Below are 17,878 nucleotides of genomic sequence, written 5' to 3' on the forward strand. Positions count from 1 at the left end.
ATGAACACACACTTAGCGAAAAAATTCATAAGCATAGATAGGGATTTCATCTGGCATCCCTATACCCAGATGAAGGATTTTGAGCATAAGGACCCCCTCTTCGTTGAAAGGGGTGAAGGTGTATTTCTCTACGACGTCTATGGTAAGGCATACTACGATACCATCTCTTCATGGTGGTGCATTGTCCATGGGCATAATCACCCCCATATAAAAGAGGCCATAACAAGACAGATCAATATCCTAGATCAGGTCCATTTTGCAGGCACCACACATGAACCAGCCATAAGGGTTGCTGAACTCCTAAGAGAGTTCGTTCCTAAAAGACTTTCTCGCATCTTCTTTTCAGATAATGGCTCCACAGCAGTGGAAGTTGCGCTAAAAATGGCTGTTCAATACTGGCACCACGCAGGATTTAGCGAGAAAAACACCTTTGTTTCCTTGGAATATGGCTATCATGGAGATACCATAGGGGCCATGAGTCTGGGAGGCGTCCCGCAATTCAAGGGGCCCTTTGATGCCCTCACCTTTGATTCTATTAGATTACCTGCCCCCTATTGTTACAGATGTCCCATGGGCCAGGAAAAGGGAGAATGCGATATAGATTGCCTAAATCCCCTTGAAGACATCCTAAAAGAAAAAAGGGACCAAATTGCTGGAATCATTCTTGAACCTCTATTAATGGGCGCAGGGGGTATGCTTGTTTACCCCGAAACCTATTTGAAGAGACTCGAGGCCCTCATTAAAGACAAAGAGATATTCCTTATCTTTGATGAGGTGGCTACAGGGTTTGCGAGGACCGGTGAGATGTTCGCCTTTATGAAGGCTGGCGTAATCCCGGACTTTTTATGCATCTCAAAAGGCCTTACAGGCGGCATTCTACCCCTAGGAGCCACTTTGACCACTGAAGATGTCTTTAATTCATTTTATGCTGAATATATAGAGGGGAAGACCTTTTATCACGGCCACACATTCACAGCCAATCCGCTATCTACTGCTGCTGCCCGTGCCTCCTTGGAACTTTTTAAGCTCAATCCCATAGTTGAATCTGTGAAAGCAAAAGAGCTTATATTACAAAATTCCGTAAAGGCATTCATGGATTTCCCATTTGTAGGTGATATTAGAGGGATAGGAATGGTTTGGGCCTTTGAGTTAGTAAAAGATAAAGAGACAAAGACCCCTTTTCCAACTGAGTTCCGGGCTGGCTGGAAGGTGTATCAGGAAGGCCTTAAACATGGACTGATTTTAAGGCCCTTAGGGGATGTAACATACCTATTCTTGCCACAGTGTATTACAAAAAGGCAAATTGAAGATTGTCTCCAGAGACTATGGACAACATTCGAGGCATGCAAGAAGACTTTTTCGAGTTAATAAAACAGGCCCTCTTAGTAAAGATTTCCCATAGAGGCCTAAAATTTGGCATGTGTTCTATAATGAACGTCAAAAGCGGCAAATGTAGCGAGGACTGTGCCTTTTGTGCCCAGTCAGCAAGGCATACGACTAATGCTCCAGTATTCGGACTGAAGTCAAAAGAAGAAATCTTGCGCCACGCCCAAAGGGCAAAAGAATTAGGAGCTACACATTTTAGTCTAGTTGCAAGTGGTCGTGGTCCCACCCAAAGTGAACTCGCTGAGGTTATAGAGGCGATAAAATATCTAAAAGATAGGGTAGACATCAAAATCTGTGCCTCACTTGGAATCATAGACGAAGATGGACTCAGGGCCTTAAAGGAAGCAGGCCTCAGCAGGTATCATCACAACATTGAGACATCCAGGGAATATTTTCCAACGATCTGCTCTACCCATACCTTTGAAGAAAGAATTAACACCATTAAGAGTATCAAAAATGTGGGACTGGAGTGTTGCTCTGGGTGTATTTTGGGCATTGGAGAGACTAAAAAAGATAGAATATCAATTGCTGAGACACTTAAAGAGATTGGAGTCGACTCTGTCCCCATCAATATCCTAGTGCCAATTGAGGGTACAAGACTTGGGGGGAAACCATCCAGCATCACCCCACTTGAGGTTATTGAAACCATTGCCCTGTTTAGGCATACTTTAAAGACGCCAGCGATTAGATTGGCTGGAGGGAGAGAAGAAGGACTAGGCGACTTCCAGGCCTTGGCATTCATGGCTGGCGCAGACGCATTGATGATTGGAGGATATCTTACGACTCCAGGTCGTGATCCAGAATTGGATTTAAGATTAAAAAGAGATGCAATAGAATTTTGGAAAAGGTTTAGAGATAATGCTGAAAAATAGAGGCAGAACACCAGAGCTCTTATTTCAGTTCCTTACACGCTTTTCCGGAAGCTTTATCCTGATACTCCTTTGCGCAATGCTAATTTCCCTTACGTGGGAGGCATGGCCATCCATACAAAAATTTGGGATTGGCTTCCTCTTTTCCACGGAATGGGACCCTGTAAGGGGCAATTTCGGGGCACTTACCACAATAGTTGGCACTGTTTTATCCACTGCCATTGCAATGATCATAGCCGTACCTCTAGCCATTGGGGTTGCCATCTTTCTGACGGAACTTGCTCCTTTTTCCTTGAGACCCATCTTTGGTACGGCAATTGAGCTACTGGCAGCAATTCCCAGTATAATTTACGGTATGTGGGGGCTCTTTTCCCTTGCTCCCATACTTGCTGACCACGTGCAGCCATGGATCACAGAACACTTCGGTTTCATACCTCTATTTGACGGCCCACCTATGGGTGTTGGAATGTTTACAGCAGGTCTTGTCCTCTCCATCATGATCCTTCCATTTATGGCCTCAGTCATCAGAGACTGTTTTTTAATGGCGCCACAGGTGCTCAAAGAATCCGCCTATGGTCTTGGTGCCACCACATGGGAAGTAGTCAAGGATGTGGTCATTCCCTATAGCAAACGGGGAGTCATCGGTGGATTGTTTCTTGGACTGGGGAGGGCTCTTGGAGAAACAATGGCAGTCACATTTGTGATTGGAAACGCCCATGAACTCAGCATTTCCCTTTTTGATCCAGCCAATACAATTGCCTCAACACTTGCAAATGAATTTACCGAGGCATCGGATCCACTCTATTTGTCTGCACTGATAGAGCTTGGTCTTGTCCTCTTTATGATCACCTTCATCATACTTGGTTTGGCAGAATGGTGGCTCAATAAGAGTAGCCCTGGAGGAAAATCTAGATGACATTAAGGTCAAGATCACTGCGAAAATTTGTAAATCTCGTGGCACTCATTTGCGCGAGCGTGTCTGCCTTAATTGGTATCTTTTTCCTCGTTTGGATCCTTTGGGAAATAACGGGAAAGGGGATATCATCTGTAAATTGGGAATTTTTTTCTGAGCTTCCAACACCACCTGGCGAACCAGGAGGCGGTCTTGCCAATGCCATAGTCGGCAGCATAATAATCACTCTTTTGGCAATGGTCCTAGGAGTGCCAATAGGGATACTTGCAGGTACCTATTTGTCAGAATTCGGACACGGTCGTTTTGCTGATCTAATACGTTTCATTACAAATACCTTTGTTAGCGCACCTTCCATCGTAGTTGGCGTCTTTGTGTACTCCATTATGGTGGTCCCAATGAAGAGCTTTTCAGGACTTGCTGGTGGGGTATCCCTTGGGATCATAATGTTGCCTGTAATAACCAGGACTACAGAGGAAATACTAAGGCTAGTCCCAGTAGGACTCCGAGAAGCTGCCCTGGCCCTAGGTACCCCATATTGGAAAATGGTAGTGAGTATAGTATACAGGGCGGCAAAGACTGGCATGATTACAGGAGTGATACTTGCCGTTGCGCGCGTTTCAGGAGAAACTGCTCCGCTTCTATTTACCGCACTCAATAGTCCGTATTGGCCCAGCGGCCTCACTGAACCCATGGCGAATCTAACAGTTACCATTTTTAATTATGCAATGAGTCCTTATGAAGATTGGCAGGCAAAGGCATGGGGTGGTGCTTTTTTAATAACTGCTGCAATTCTCGCTATTAACATACTCTCGAGATTGTTTGCACAGAGAGGTAGCAAAAAATAGATGCAGTTGACTCATTCAGCCTGCCCCTACAATTTTATAGCCACTCATTTGGTAATTAAAATTACCACTATGTACATAGATTTATCATGATGGATTAACTAGTTAAAAAAGTGATAAAACTCTGGAGGTCATGATGCTACTTCCCAGTAATGTTCCCGTAAAGATAAAGGTTAGGAACTTAAACTTTTTTTATGGTTCTTTTCAGGCGCTATTCGATAATAACCTCGACATTGCTGAAAGAAAGGTGACTGCATTCATAGGGCCTTCAGGGTGCGGCAAATCCACCCACATCCGCACGTATAATCGAATGTTTTCTCTTTATCCAGACCAACGTGCCAGTGGAGAGATCATCATTGAGGGCCAAAATATTTTGGCTGAAGATGTTGACTTGATTGAGTTGAGAACAAGAGTTGGGATGGTGTTTCAAAAGCCAACCCCTTTTCCAATGAGTATCTTTGACAACGTAGCCTATGGACTGAGATTGAAGGCTAAAATGCCCAAGTCTGAATTGGAAGGAAGAGTAGAAGAGGCACTCCGTGGTGCTGCGTTGTGGGACGAAGTAAAAGACAATTTAAATGCCATGGGAACAGACCTTTCTGGTGGTCAGCAACAAAGGCTATGTATAGCTAGAGCCATTGCAGTTGAACCAGAGGTCATATTGATGGATGAACCCTGTTCTGCCCTCGATCCTGTGGCCACATATAAGATTGAAGAACTAATTGATAAACTCAAAGAGAAATTTACAATAGTCATTGTCACCCACAACATGCAACAAGCAGCAAGGGTGTCTGACTACACTGCCTTCTTCTACCTTGGAAGATGTGTAGAATTTGGACCCACCGAAAGTATCTTCACAGCCCCGTCTAAGAAAGAAACAGAGGATTACATTACTGGGCGTTTCGGTTAATCTATGCCATTAGTTATGTAGCACATAGCAAGTTTTTCCAAATTGATTACAGTTCATATGGATTAATATTGAAAGTTTATCCCCATTTCCAATGGGACAAAGAGTAAAAATGTTTTCTGTTTAAAACATAGCAATAGATATTCAATATTTTGAATATATACACTCTTGAAGATAAATAAAAATATATTTTTTGTGTGTATCTATGTTCATCTAATGAGTGTAGAAGGAGTTAAGGCTTACTATAAAATGTGACAAAAAATACATTCAATTTATTTGCTAACATGTGAATTTAATCTGTAAACTTGACTATATAATGAGCTAATATTAATGATAGCTGAACACTGCTTCACTTTCAGTGAGGCAGGATTTTCTAGGAGGGGAATGTGACTGTTATCGCTATCGATGGACCAGCAGGCTCTGGAAAGAGCACCATTGCCAGACTCCTTGCTGAGAGACTCGATTTTCAATACCTGGATACAGGTGCAATGTATAGGGCTGTGGCACTGGCGGTTCATCGAAAAAATTTGGATCCAAACGACGAAGAGTCAGTAAGAAAATTGCTTCCAACACTCAGTATTGACCTTAGAGGAGATAGGACCTTTTTAAATGCAGAAGACGTCTCTCATCTCATTAGAACGCCAGAAATTGACCTCCTTGCATCAACGGTATCCAAACTTCCTTGTGTAAGGGAATTTTTAACAAAACTACAGAGAGACTTTGCAGAAGGCCGTGATATTGTTGCAGAAGGTCGCGATATGGGAACAGTAGTCTTCCCAGAAGCGCCCTATAAATTCTTTCTAACAGCATCACCAGAAGAACGGGCCAGGAGACGAAAAAAACAGCTTGAAACCCAAGGTGAAAAGGTGTTATATGAAACTATATTGTATCAAATAAAAAGCAGAGATAAACAAGACAGCGGTCGTTCAATCGCCCCATTAAAGGTCGCCAAAAATGCCGTAGTGGTTGATACCACTGGTAAAACTATAGAAGAGGTATTAACTGAAATAATAAGGAGTATGGATCGTGGCTAGGAAAAAGAATTCAAAAATATGCGAAGAGCAAAATCGTTTTAGCATAGACGAATGTCTTGGTTTTATTGCCAACAGATTGGTAAGGGTATTTCAAAAGGCATTTGACAAAAAACTCGAAGCCCATGGTCTCACAAGTGCCCAGTTCTGTGTCCTTGCCAAACTCTTGGAAGAAGAGGGTATTACTCAAACTGAGCTTGCCCATAGGCTCTATATTGAAAGCCCTACCCTCGTAAGGACACTTGATAGGATGGAAGAGGCCAATATTATTGAAAGAAGACGTGATCCAAGCGATAGAAGAGCCTATCATATTCACCTTAAACCCAAAGGTAAGAAGATGAGGGACTTCGTGGATGAAATCGGATTTGCAGTACATCAAGAGGCCACAAAGGGGCTCACAAAGGATCAAATAGAGAATCTTCGCAGTACGCTCTTCAGAATCTGGCAAAACTTAGAAAATCTACAATAAAAAATCATAAAAATTTTACTTGCATGCCTTTCGAGGCATGTTTATTTTGTAGTTAAAATTAGCATACTAATTTTAAGGAGGCTGAAAAGTATTATGACTATAAAAAAAGATTTCAGCAAAAAGATTATATTCAGCAAGGTAAGTATCCTTGGCCTCCTACTGTCGATTCCATTTTTATTCATTTCATGTGCTCCAAAGGGGGTGATATGCAGTAAAGGCACCCCTGAAGAAAGGGCCGGATACCAAGGCTATATCTACCTAGGTACTCAAAAGCACTCCAAGGTAAGAGATAGTCTGTGCGCAGGCGATATCGACAAGATCTTGATGGTGGCAACCAATCTAACGCCCTTTCAAAAAATAGAACTCCGAGACCTTACATGTGGAGACAATGCCTCTGTTGAAGGATTCAATAAATTTTTCAATAGCCTTGACGATGCCACAAAGGCAGATCTAATTCGCGCCTTTGCAACCTACGGCTACTATATTCACGGCTATGGGTGATAGCCTAAAGTAAATGGCAGTTGCCATTTGATTTAAAAGGCTTCTACCTTCTTCCTAGACTAGTAAACAGGTAGAAGGCAGAAGGGAGAAGGTAGAAGCAAGCCCTGCCTGTACAAAAGCCAGAGGCTGGAGGGCAAGGTTCAAAATTTTCTTCCTTCAACTCAAAACTCAAAACATCCAAAGCTCTTTTCCTTCAACTCAAAACTCAAAACTTTTATACGGTGGTGACGAATTCGTTCGTCACGAAAGTTTGGGTTGAAGTATCTCGTTAGGAAAACATCGTCTCAATCCTAATAAATTCCACAGGAGTTAAAATGCCTTGATCGTTATTCCCAAATGGGTATAATGCTTTTGGTACAAATTTTGCCCCTATAGAAAATATTAAGAAAAAAAAGGAGGTATGATCATGAGGCGATTTGGGACACTCTGGTTCGTAATTCTCGTATTATTGGGTATTAGTTCAGTTTCAGCAGCAGATAGCACAAGTCTAAATGTCGCAGTTGCTGCCAATTTTGAAAGGCCTATGGAGGAACTTGCCTACATTTTTGAAAAGAAGACTACAATATTGTTAAGGCCTACATATTCTGCCACAGGAAAATTCTATGCACAGATAAAAAACGGTGCGCCTTTCGATGTTTTTCTTGCGGCGGACTGCCGCAGGCCAGATCTGCTTTACAAAGAAGGATTAGCAGAAAAGCCAGTTATATATGCCCGTGGACAGGCAGTGCTGTGGACACGAATAAAGGCTCTTTGTAGTGAACAATCTTGGCAGGATGTCATAAAGAAAAACAGTCTAAAAAAAATTAGTATCTCAGACCCGATAACAGCTCCATATGGTGAGGCTGCTGCCAATGCCCTGAAAAAAACAGGTATCTGGGAACAGATTTACCCAAAATTGATATTTGGCCACTCAGTAAGCCAGGCATTTCAATACGCAGAGATGGGAAGCACAGACGTTGGTTTTACAGCACTTTCCTATGCCCTTTCAAAAGAAGGCAAGAGAGGGTGTTACTGGCCCATTCCTGAGGCGCCACCAGTAGTGCAAAAGGCATGCATACTCAAGAGGACTGAGAACAGACATGCTGCAGAACTGTTTATCAAGTTTCTAAGATCTGATGAGATAAAACCCATCTTAATGAAATACGGCTATAGGTAATCAGACATGGATTTGACTCCTCTGTATCTCACTGCAAAACTTGCCCTTGTCACCACAGCCATACTTTTGGTTATTGCTGCGCCAATAGCCTACTGTTTTGCCTATGTGAGATTACCGGCCAAACCCTATTTGGAGGCACTGGTCAGTATGCCTCTGGTACTTCCACCCACTGTCCTTGGCTTTTACTTATTAATCATAATGGGGCCCAACGGAGTGCTTGGCCACTTCTGGGAAAGGGTTACTGGCGAAAGGCTCTGTTTTACCTTTACGGGTATCGTCATCGCATCCCTAGTATATAGTTTTCCATTCGCTGTACAACCACTTAAGGCTGCATTTGAAAAGATCGATCGCCGGATGCTGGAGTCAGCCTATGTACTTGGCTGTTCCCGGATTCAGACCTTTTACAAGGTTATCCTTCCCAACAGTCTGAACGGCATCTTGGTTGCGGCCATCCTCACCTTTGCCCATACCATGGGGGAATTTGGAGTGGTCTTGATGGTCGGAGGTAGCATTCCTGGCAAGACAAAGGTGGCCTCTATAGCCATTTATGAATACGTGGAGTCACTGAGATACAGTGATGCCAATATGCTTTCACTTGCCCTAGCAGTAACAAGCTACCTGGTCTTAGTGGCCGTAAATTCATTGAACCGGAGGAATAGCCATGGAACTTAAAGTAAAAATATACAAAAAACTCTCAGGGTTCGACATTGATATCTCATTCTCGTGTCCTAATGGCAGCCTTCTGGCACTAATAGGCCCCTCTGGTGCTGGTAAGACCACTATAGTGCGCTCAATTGCTGGGCTTGAACGCCCAGATAGTGGTTTTATTGCCTGTAACGGGATTGTTTGGTCCGATACAAAGAAAGGCATCTGGGTGCCCCCTCAAAAGAGGAGACTGGGGTACGTCTTTCAGGAATATAGTCTCTTTCCCCACCTGACTGTGGAGAAAAACATAGCCTTTGCCGCTGATGACCTAAAGGAGGTGGAAGAACTGATTGAGCTGCTGGGGATAGGGCATCTAAGAAGACGAAAACCGCATCAGATCTCAGGTGGAGAACGCCAGAGAGTGGCCCTGGCTCAGGCACTGGCCAGAAAACCCAGCGTCCTTTTACTCGATGAACCCTTCTCAGCACTCGACATAGCTACACGACAAAAGTTAAGAGAGGAACTAAAATCCCTCAAAGGCCGTCTCTCCATACCGATTGTCATGGTAACCCACGACCTCAATGAGGCCCAATTTCTGGCTGATGAGATGTTGCCCATCGAACAGGGAAAGATGGCCCCAGAATGGCTCTCCCGATTCCTATCTACCTGTTGGCACGGAGACTCACCTTCAAGTGCACCATCTCCTGATGCCCCTAAGGGCGAAACCACTCTGTCTTATCCTGGGATTCAGGCTGAACACCACTACAATGAGTTGGTCCGAATCATCTAGGCTCTTGGCATAAGTGCCACGAGGCGCTGAGAGCTGCCAATTTAGGCAGCTTCTCATAGCCATAGAAATTTATGATCCATCCATCCATGTCGATCGAGCTGAGGATAGAGCCATAGACGCCTAAAGTGTACTGAAAATGGAGAATACCTTTTTAAAAGAGACGCTTTAGAATAGCCTGGAGGTCTTTGGATTTAAAGGGTTTACTCAATAACCCATCAATACCCTTATCCTTCAAATCTTTTTCTTCGTATTCAGCTCCCCACCCAGTAATAAGCACCACCTTGACCTTCGGATCCTTTTTCTTGACCATGGAAGCCACATCGAATCCACTCATCCCAGGCATTCCCAGGTCCGTTAATACCAGATCAAACTCTTCTTGCTCAATGACTCTTTTTACTTCTCCAGGATCAGTAATTCCCTTGGCAAAATGTCCCATTTTCTCTAAGAGCATTGTCAATAACTCTACAATGATAAACTCATCGTCTACCACCAATACCCTGAGCCGTGGCACGTTGACTTCTGACTCTGAATCAGAATTTTTGCAATTGGCTTCACACTTCTTGGATTGAAAAATTGGCAATTCAATTACAAACCTGGCGCCTTTTCCAACTTCAGATTCAAACCAAACCCTGCCTCCTATCTGTTTTAACAGTCCTTGTATAACAAAGAGCCCAAGGCCAGAGGATTTCACTCCCTTTGTGGTATAAAATGGGTCGAAAATTTTATCTCTTTCTTCCTCTGGTATTCCTATACCTGTATCTTCCACCTCGATTATTGCTTGGCCAGATTCCCTTCTAGCAGAAATGGTTATTATCCCGCCCTTTGGCATGGCATCGATGGCATTAAAGATCAAATTGGCCAATATCTCTTTAAGGTCTTCAGGTGAGATGAGAATTTGCCCTACATCTTCTATATTTTTTCTAATTTCAATTGGTATTCCAATTCTCTCTACACACTCTTTTATTCGGGGACTGACAAACTCAATGACCTGTTCTACAAGCTGTCTTAAATCATCAACCTTGGTCTCAGGTTGTGGGTACTTCTTACCAACGTAGGCATTTAGTCTTTTTACAATGTGTGAGCCATCTGAAACGGCAGTCTTGATCCGTTCCAACCTTTTCAAGTGATCGGAATTGTCTATCTCCTCCATGAGGATTTCAACATTTCCCATGATCATTGCCAAAATGTTGTTAAAATCGTGAGCAACGCCTTGAGCCATTAAACCAAGGGCCTTCATCTTCTCTATTTGAACCATCTCTTCAAGGCGCTTTTTTTGCCCTCTCAGATCATGGAAGATGATCATTCCGACAATGCAGTGATCCTCAAGATGAAAAGGATGATAGAAGATATCTACAGGTATAAGCTCTCCGTCAAAGGCCCTTAGAATACCAGCGTTAATTTCTGTCATCCTGCCATCTTTAATGGCTGCTCTTATGGCCTGAACATCACATTGCCTGTGCAAAAGACGCTCGAATGGCTGATCAATTAGGCCCTTTGCAGTGCTATTGGTCAGTATGATCAGGGCTTCGTTAACAGAATAAATTCTTCCAGCAGGATTGAGCAGTGCCAAACCTTGGGGCACACCTCGGATAATTCCATCTAGTATTTTGAGTGCGTCCTGTAATTCTTTTTTACTGTTGGAAATTTCTTTCGTCTTTGTCTCGATGAGCTTTTGAACGTGAAGGTGTGATAATATGGGCTTTCCCTTCAAGTCAATCGATTCGAGGAAATTGGCAATTACCTGCGTGATTATGACAAGGTCCTGCCGTTCACGAACATTAAAGCTTCTGGGCACAGAATTACTAAGATTCAAGACCCCTAGTTCACCAATTGGAAGACATGCCAAGGAACGAATATTGACAGCATTAATCCCATCCAATAAGGGCACGTGTGTGTCATTAGTATCTTCAATAAAAATGGGTTCCTTTGAATCAAAGACCTTCCAGGCAATACCTTCATCGCGCTTAAATTTGAGATCTCTGTTATATTCTATTGAAGATCCAACATCGAAATGATCCAAAAGCCCCTTTGCAGCCAAAAGCTTCAGGGAATCATCTGAAGAGTCATAACGTAGGATAGATGTGTTTTCAAAACCGAGTTCAAGGGAAAGGCAATCAACGATCTTTTGGGCACCCTGTACCAGATCTCTAGTGTCTTTAGCAATATGGATGAGATTTAAGATTATGCCAAGACTTCTGCTATGAATGTCATATGAATCCTTAAAATAGGTTAAGACCCGAGAAATGGCCTCTTTTTTTTTGGAGTCGGGAGAGTTCATTTTAACCACCTGAAATCATCTTTAGCACATCCTCTGCCTTACCCAACAACATATCGACATTATCGATTGTATTGTTTAGAATTTTTTTTGTCCAAGGATATTGATTCCTGATAGCCTCCAATTCCTCCTCAAGACTGTCAGAATCCTCTCGGCCAAGGGCAGTTTTGGATACTAAGTTTGCAATCCCTGTAAATACGCCTTTAAATGACAGGGGGCCTGATCCAGAGGGGACGAAATGGTGTTCAGCAACTGCTTTCTCTAGATCTTTGGGTAACTGCCATTTTCTTACAAGCCACTTACCCACTTCTGTATGTAGAAGACCCACTCTACTTTCTGCCTCAATTGCTGAAAGCCCTTCACGTTTGATTAGACTTTGAATTTGTTCGTACTCATCCATATAGTATGAGGCCATTATGAGCCTGCCGATATCATGTAGGAGCCCAAAACTCATGGCATCGTGAAAAGGCTCTGAAGCATCGCCAATTCCCCTTGCCATGTAATCTTCTATAATCCCAGTAAAAAAAGAATGTAGCCAAAACTGTTCCAAGTTGAACGAGGGGGAGAATGAGATCTTGGAAAACTGCTGTTGCAAGGCCACACCTAGGGCAATATTCCACACCTCTTTAGGTCCAAGTAAAAGTATTGCCTTTGACACTGTGGAGATACGGCCAGAAAAACCAAAATAGGCACTGTTGGCAATTCTTAGGACCTGAGCAGTGATACCAGGGTCTACAGAGATGGTCTTTTCTAATTCATCAATATCTCCCTCATACTCTGGAAATATTTCAATCAATTTTGCAATGACCTGAGGTGGGGAAGGCAGACTTTCGACATTAAGTATCCTTAGACTTAACTCTAACTTTTTATCCATGCTAGATACCCGTCTTTACGTCAATTTATCGAGCCCTTCAGCGAGGTCGGAAAGAAGCTCAAAATTTTTTATTTGGATGACGTCATTGTGTCTCTCTAAGAGCCCATTTTCCTCCATCTTTTTAAAGGCCCTGGACAATGTTTCAGGAGAGGTACCAAGTATAGTGGATAGAAGATTTTTTGAGACGTTCAACCTGATTTCCTTGGCCTCTTTACCGTCTCCCAGGCCAGATAGAGCTAAAAGGTAGGCTGCCAGTCTTTGGTGCACTTCTTTAAGGGCCAGATCTTCGATCATCCTTGTAAAAGACCTCAATCGCATGGAAAGGACACCTAGCATGGAGAGCGCAATGGAGGGGTGTTCTTTTATCATTGCGATAAATGAATCTTTTGGGAAAAATAAGGTCTCGCACTTTTCCATGGCCGCTGCAAAGGCCGGATATTCTATACCCACGAAAACAGCTACTTCTCCAAAAGGCTCCCCAGGACCTAATATATGAAGGGTCTGTTCACGACCTTGATTTGACACCTTAAATATGCGAACAAAACCATTAAGGACCACATAAAATCCAGTTGCAGCATCACCTTCAGAAAATATCATCTCGCCCTTTTTAAAGACCTTTTTTGCGGCAATTTTTAGAAAGAGCTGGAGATTTTCTTCACTAAGACCAGAAAATAGCACTGTCTTTTTTAAAAAAGCCTTTAAAACACTATCCATAAATGATACCAGGCTCCTTTAAGAATTAATTAATCATAAACCTTACAATCTCTAAATACAATAAACCTATTCTAAGTCAAATCTTTATATAAAGATTTTGCCTTCTTAGCCCAAGATCTCCCAATTTCCACAAAAGGCTAAAACGATCGGTCCTTCTTCTTCTAGTGTCCTGATGTTTTTCGGCCTCGTTGAAAAAATCATTAGAAAAAAATGATCCCTGGCCTAAGATTAGATGAAGGCCTGTCAAGCACATTTTTTGTGTTCCGACCCTCAATAAGCCTCAATTTCACGTTAAATTTCAGCAAAAAACTCATTTCTTGACAGCACGACTAATATTACTTAGGATGCAACAAATCTAAATTCTGCAGTTCTATGCAAGCCAAAATACATTTTGAGCTTGCTCAATTTACACTAACAGCTGTGGTATTGAGTCAAGGACACCACATTTTTTAAAATGAAGGGAATATGAGGTCCATACAAGGCCAATCCCCACAGCTGATTGCAGGATTTAATAGAATCATTTTAAGGAGGCTTAAGAGGGATGATGAAAGTTTCTAAGCTTTTCCGTGGTCTTCTGTTATTTTTTCTTTTGGGGCTATTTGTCCTTCCATCTGGGGCTTTTGCCAATAGACCCATAAAAATCGGTTCTTTTCTAGCACTCACTGGCCCAGCTTCTTTTCTTGGTGATCCAGAGCTAAAGACCCTCAAGATGTACATTGAGGAAGTAAACGCCAAGGGCGGTATCGACGGCCATAAGGTTGAACTAATCTACTATGATACCGGAGGAAAGGCAAAGGAGGCCAAGGATGTAGTAAAGCGCCTAATCAAAAAGGATAGAGTAGACGTCATAATTGGCGGAAGTACCTCCGGCACCACTCTGGCAGTTATAGACATTATAGAAAGGGCAAGGATTCCATTTATTTCTCTTGCAGGCTCAATCAAGATTATTCAGCCAGTCAAAAAATGGGTATTCAAAACCCCGCATACAGACAGAATGGCTGCTGCAAAGATTTTTGAAGACATGAAAAAACGTGGGATAACCAAAGTCGCACTCATTACCGGAGACGGTGGTTTTGATAAATCTGGCCGCGCACAGTGCCTCGATCTCGCACCCAAGTATGGAATCCAAATCGTAGCTGACGAAAAATACTCCAACTCCGACACAGATATGACTACACAGCTTACAAAAATACGTTCCACAGATGCACAGGCCATCTTGAACTTCGGTTTTGGAAAGGCCCCGGCCATCGTCACCAAGAACGTGAGACAACTTGGTATTAAACTCCCTCTTTATCAGTCTCACGGCGTAGCCTCAAGGAAGTTCATCGAACTTGCCGGCAAGGCAGCTGATGGTGTGAGGTTCCCTGCTGCTGCCCTCCTTGTGGCTGAAAAGCTCCCAGATAACGATCCACAAAAGAAGGTCCTTATGGATTACAAGACCAAATACGAGGCCAAATACGGCCCAGTCTCAACATTTGGTGGCCACGCCTATGACGGACTCTTTATTGTCTTAGAGGCCATAGACAGGGCCAATTCCCTTGACAAGGCAAAGATAAGAGACGAAATCGAAAGGACCAAAAATTTCATTGGAACCGGTGGTATCTTCAACATGAGTCCAACAGACCATCTGGGTCTCGATCTCAGTGCATTCAAAATGCTCGAGGTGAAAAACGGAGACTGGATACTTGTAGACTAAAAAGAAATAGAAGGACTGAGGACGCTATTTTGTCCTCAGTCCTTAACCCCTAATCCTGCAAATCCATTACAATGGAAAATAAATTTGCTAAACAGCGACGATAAACTTGCCAATTGCAGGATTTAGGTTACTTTCCTACCCTCGATATTGAAAATCACTGATTACTCTCTAACTCGGTAAAAACGACGAATGGAGAGTTTTGTGAATAGGTAACGAGATGTTTGACCAATTTATTCAGTTCCTCATTACAGGCATAACCGTCGGCTCGATATATGCACTAGTGGGCCTCGGATTCGCTCTAATTTACAATGCATCGGACGTAGTAAACTTCGCACAGGGCGAATTCGTAATGATAGGGGCCATGAGCGCCATTTTTCTACACATGAGCGGTGTCCCATATTTTCTTGCTATCATAATCGCAGTTTTGATTAGCATGTTGGTTGGAATGGCCCTTGAGAAACTTGCAATAGAACAGGCAAGAAATGCCACTGTGGTAACAACCATTATCATCACTATTGGGGCATCCATTTTTTTACGAGGAGCTGCACTCCTGATCTGGGGGAAAGATATCTATGGATTTCCACCCATTTCAGGTGATGACCCCATAAAGATCGGAAATGTCACAGTACTGCCTCAGAGCCTTTGGATTATCGCCGGAACCTGTGTGTTCGTTATAGGACTTCGCTACTTCTTTCAAAATACCCTGATCGGAAAGGCCATTTTAGCCTGCTCATATAACAAAAAGGCCGCTTACTTGATGGGAATAGAAGTGAAAAAGATGCTACTCATAGCATATGGAATCTCTGCCCTACTTGGCGGCATAGCCGGAGTTCTCATAGCACCCATTACCTATATGACCTACGGCGCCGGAGTCATGCTAGGGCTCAAAGGATTTTGCGCCTCTATCTTAGGGGGTATGGGAAACTCCATGGGAGCGGTAATTGGAGGCCTGATTCTCGGGATAGTAGAGTCCCTGGGAGCAGGTTTTATCTCCTCAGGGTATAAGGATGCAATAAGTTTCTTTATCATACTACTAGTCCTCTTTTTCAAGCCCACTGGACTATTTGGAAAATCTGGGATGGAGCGAGTCTGATGCGACTATTGGGGCTTTATGTTTTCCTTGTCATTTCTATAGGTCTCGGGCTATTGTTCCCAGAAAATTATTACGTGAGCGTTGTTGGCACAACCGCCTTCTTCAACATTATACTTGCAGTGTCTCTTAATCTCTTTATGGGTTACGCTGGACAGATATCGCTGGGGCACGCTGCCTTTTTTGGAATTGGCGCATACACCTCCGCCGTACTCACTACCAGCTATGGCCTACATCCTTTAATAGCCCTTTGCATAGGTGCCATCATAACAGGGATTCTGTCATTTCTTCTCTCAAAACCCATACTTAAACTAAAGGGCCATTATCTTGCCATGGCTACCCTTGGACTAGGGATAATTATTCATATAATTTTGGTCCAGGAAGAGTGGTTAACTGGCGGACCAGACGGCCTATCAGGCATACCAGTACTACAAATACTTGGCTATGACTTTGACTCAGACATAGAATGGTATTTCTTGTTGGCCATAATAGCCTCAGCCACCATATGGATATCCCTAAACCTTGGAGAGTCAAGGATGGGAAGGGCGTTGAGGGCCATACATGGAAGCGAAATCGCCTCGCAAACCCTGGGGATTGATACCTCTTCTGCCAAGGCCCAGGTTTTTATCCTCTCAGCAGTGATCACATCTATTGCAGGAAGCCTGTTTGTCCATCAACAGGCCTTTATTAGTCCAGATTCCTGCAGTTTTGCCTTCTCTGTCGAACTGGTAACCATGGTGGTATTGGGAGGACTTGGTTCCACCTTTGGCGCAGTATTTGGCGCACTGATACTCACGATATTGCCTGAAATATTGGTCCATTTTGAGGAATTGGAAGTGCTAATCTACGGTGCCATTTTGATGGTGATAATGATATTCCTTCCAAAAGGAGTCTTTGTATCATTTTCGGAATTGCTGGAACACTTAATAAAGGGAAGATCTCATGCAAGAAGGACAACTGCTTGAGGTACGCAGCATCTCCAAGGCCTTTGGCGGAGTCCAAGCCTTAAGGGATATCTCTTTTACAGTAAATAGAGGAGAAATTTTTTCTGTCATTGGCCCAAATGGGGCGGGGAAAACCACTCTTTTCAATCTGCTCACTGGTGTATTTACAGCAGATACCGGCGCCATCCTCTTTGAAGGAATAGACATAACCACCAAAAAACCCTTTGAGATTGCAAGACTCTGCATCCAGCGTACATTTCAAAACCTGCAGATCTTTATGAACATGACCGTATTGGAAAATGTAATGGTGGGGTGTCACACCAGGACTACATCTGGCATGTTGAGTGCCTGTCTGAGGCTCCCCAAAATCTTAAGGGAAGAAAAGGCCATACGCAAATGGGCCTACGAGGCCCTGGAATTCGTAGGATTGAAAGATGTAGCTGAACAACCGGCCAATATTTTGCCATATGGATATTTGAAAAGGCTTGAAATAGCAAGGTCCCTTGCTGCAAATCCAAAGCTCATCCTATTGGATGAACCTGCTGCCGGTTTAAACGACACGGAAACCCTGGAAATGCGTTCTCTTATTGAAGAAATATCAAAACAGGGTATCACTGTATTATTGGTTGAACATAATATGTCTCTTGTTATGGAGTGTTCCCATAGAATTCTGGTTTTAGTATATGGAGAGTGTCTTACTGTGGGCACTCCAACGGAGATTCAGAAAGATCCGCGGGTAATAGCTGCATACTTAGGGGATGAGACGCAATAGACTG

18 protein-coding genes are annotated in these 17,878 nt (G+C 43.2%); 15 read left to right on the plus strand and 3 right to left on the minus strand.

What is annotated here, in order from left to right:
- The 11 genes from bioA to DBT_RS08230 all read left to right on the plus strand — a co-directional run bounded on the left by bioA (position 1) and on the right by DBT_RS08230 (position 9,509).
- Positions 1 to 1,368: an adenosylmethionine--8-amino-7-oxononanoate transaminase gene (gene bioA / locus DBT_RS08180; RefSeq protein ID WP_067619003.1), complete on the plus strand. Its 1,368-nt coding sequence runs from the start codon at positions 1 to 3 to the stop codon at positions 1,366 to 1,368.
- Entirely contained in the window at positions 1,326 to 2,258 is a 933-nt protein-coding gene (gene bioB / locus DBT_RS08185; RefSeq protein ID WP_067619005.1) for a biotin synthase BioB, read from the plus strand. Before bioA ends, bioB begins: the two co-directional genes overlap by 43 nt.
- Positions 2,245 to 3,171, plus strand: a complete 927-nt coding sequence (gene pstC, locus DBT_RS08190; RefSeq protein ID WP_067619008.1) for a phosphate ABC transporter permease subunit PstC — start codon at positions 2,245 to 2,247, stop codon at positions 3,169 to 3,171. The genes bioB and pstC overlap by 14 nt, the downstream gene beginning before the upstream one ends.
- Positions 3,168 to 4,013 carry a phosphate ABC transporter permease PstA gene (gene pstA, locus DBT_RS08195; RefSeq protein ID WP_067619011.1) on the plus strand — a complete coding sequence of 282 codons (846 nt, stop codon included), beginning with the start codon at positions 3,168 to 3,170 and terminating at the stop codon, positions 4,011 to 4,013. Before pstC ends, pstA begins: the two co-directional genes overlap by 4 nt.
- A 133-nt stretch (positions 4,014 to 4,146) precedes the next feature.
- Positions 4,147 to 4,920, plus strand: coding sequence for a phosphate ABC transporter ATP-binding protein PstB (gene pstB / locus DBT_RS08200; RefSeq protein WP_083186714.1), 774 nt, complete (start codon positions 4,147 to 4,149; stop codon positions 4,918 to 4,920).
- A gap of 383 nt (positions 4,921 to 5,303) precedes the next feature.
- Positions 5,304 to 5,951, plus strand: a complete 648-nt coding sequence (gene cmk, locus DBT_RS08205; RefSeq protein WP_067619017.1) for a (d)CMP kinase — start codon at positions 5,304 to 5,306, stop codon at positions 5,949 to 5,951.
- A complete protein-coding gene (locus tag DBT_RS08210) occupies positions 5,944 to 6,417 on the plus strand; it encodes a MarR family winged helix-turn-helix transcriptional regulator (protein WP_067619020.1) in 474 nt (157 codons plus the stop codon). The genes cmk and DBT_RS08210 overlap by 8 nt, the downstream gene beginning before the upstream one ends.
- Positions 6,418 to 6,510: 93 nt before the next feature.
- Positions 6,511 to 6,918, plus strand: a complete 408-nt coding sequence (locus DBT_RS08215; RefSeq protein WP_067619023.1) for a hypothetical protein — start codon at positions 6,511 to 6,513, stop codon at positions 6,916 to 6,918.
- 406 nt (positions 6,919 to 7,324) lie between these two features.
- Positions 7,325 to 8,074, plus strand: a complete 750-nt coding sequence (gene modA, locus DBT_RS08220) for a molybdate ABC transporter substrate-binding protein (protein WP_067619026.1) — start codon at positions 7,325 to 7,327, stop codon at positions 8,072 to 8,074.
- 6 nt (positions 8,075 to 8,080) lie between these two features.
- A complete protein-coding gene (gene modB, locus DBT_RS08225) occupies positions 8,081 to 8,746 on the plus strand; it encodes a molybdate ABC transporter permease subunit (RefSeq protein WP_067619029.1) in 666 nt (221 codons plus the stop codon).
- Positions 8,736 to 9,509, plus strand: a complete 774-nt coding sequence (locus tag DBT_RS08230) for an ATP-binding cassette domain-containing protein (protein ID WP_067619032.1) — start codon at positions 8,736 to 8,738, stop codon at positions 9,507 to 9,509. Before modB ends, DBT_RS08230 begins: the two co-directional genes overlap by 11 nt.
- 151 nt (positions 9,510 to 9,660) lie before the next feature.
- Here DBT_RS08230 and DBT_RS08235 read toward each other — a convergent pair whose 3' ends face one another.
- The 3 genes from DBT_RS08235 to DBT_RS08245 are packed head-to-tail and all read right to left on the minus strand — an operon-like array spanning position 9,661 to position 13,372.
- Entirely contained in the window at positions 9,661 to 11,787 is a 2,127-nt protein-coding gene (locus DBT_RS08235) for an ATP-binding protein (RefSeq protein WP_067619037.1), read from the minus strand.
- 1 nt (position 11,788) lies between these two features.
- Entirely contained in the window at positions 11,789 to 12,658 is an 870-nt protein-coding gene (locus DBT_RS08240) for an HDOD domain-containing protein (RefSeq protein ID WP_067619041.1), read from the minus strand.
- Between the two features lie 15 nt (positions 12,659 to 12,673).
- A complete protein-coding gene (locus DBT_RS08245; RefSeq protein ID WP_067619045.1) occupies positions 12,674 to 13,372 on the minus strand; it encodes a Crp/Fnr family transcriptional regulator in 699 nt (232 codons plus the stop codon).
- A gap of 544 nt (positions 13,373 to 13,916) precedes the next feature.
- On the opposite strand from DBT_RS08245, the gene DBT_RS08250 reads away from it, so the two are divergent.
- From DBT_RS08250 to DBT_RS08265, 4 genes are all read left to right on the plus strand, one after another.
- The gene (locus DBT_RS08250; RefSeq protein WP_067619113.1) at positions 13,917 to 15,068 is read left to right on the plus strand and encodes an ABC transporter substrate-binding protein; all 1,152 of its coding nucleotides are present in this window, start codon (positions 13,917 to 13,919) and stop codon (positions 15,066 to 15,068) included.
- 217 nt (positions 15,069 to 15,285) lie between these two features.
- On the plus strand, positions 15,286 to 16,161 hold the full coding sequence (locus DBT_RS08255; protein WP_067619046.1) for a branched-chain amino acid ABC transporter permease: 876 nt from the start codon (positions 15,286 to 15,288) through the stop codon (positions 16,159 to 16,161).
- On the plus strand, positions 16,161 to 17,123 hold the full coding sequence (locus DBT_RS08260) for a branched-chain amino acid ABC transporter permease (protein WP_067619049.1): 963 nt from the start codon (positions 16,161 to 16,163) through the stop codon (positions 17,121 to 17,123). The genes DBT_RS08255 and DBT_RS08260 overlap by 1 nt, the downstream gene beginning before the upstream one ends.
- Positions 17,101 to 17,874, plus strand: coding sequence for an ABC transporter ATP-binding protein (locus tag DBT_RS08265; protein ID WP_067619051.1), 774 nt, complete (start codon positions 17,101 to 17,103; stop codon positions 17,872 to 17,874). Before DBT_RS08260 ends, DBT_RS08265 begins: the two co-directional genes overlap by 23 nt.
- The last annotated feature ends 4 nt before the right edge of the window (positions 17,875 to 17,878 follow it).

Origin of the sequence: Dissulfuribacter thermophilus (genome assembly GCF_001687335.1) — a bacterium.
Taxonomy (GTDB): domain Bacteria; phylum Desulfobacterota; class Dissulfuribacteria; order Dissulfuribacterales; family Dissulfuribacteraceae; genus Dissulfuribacter; species Dissulfuribacter thermophilus.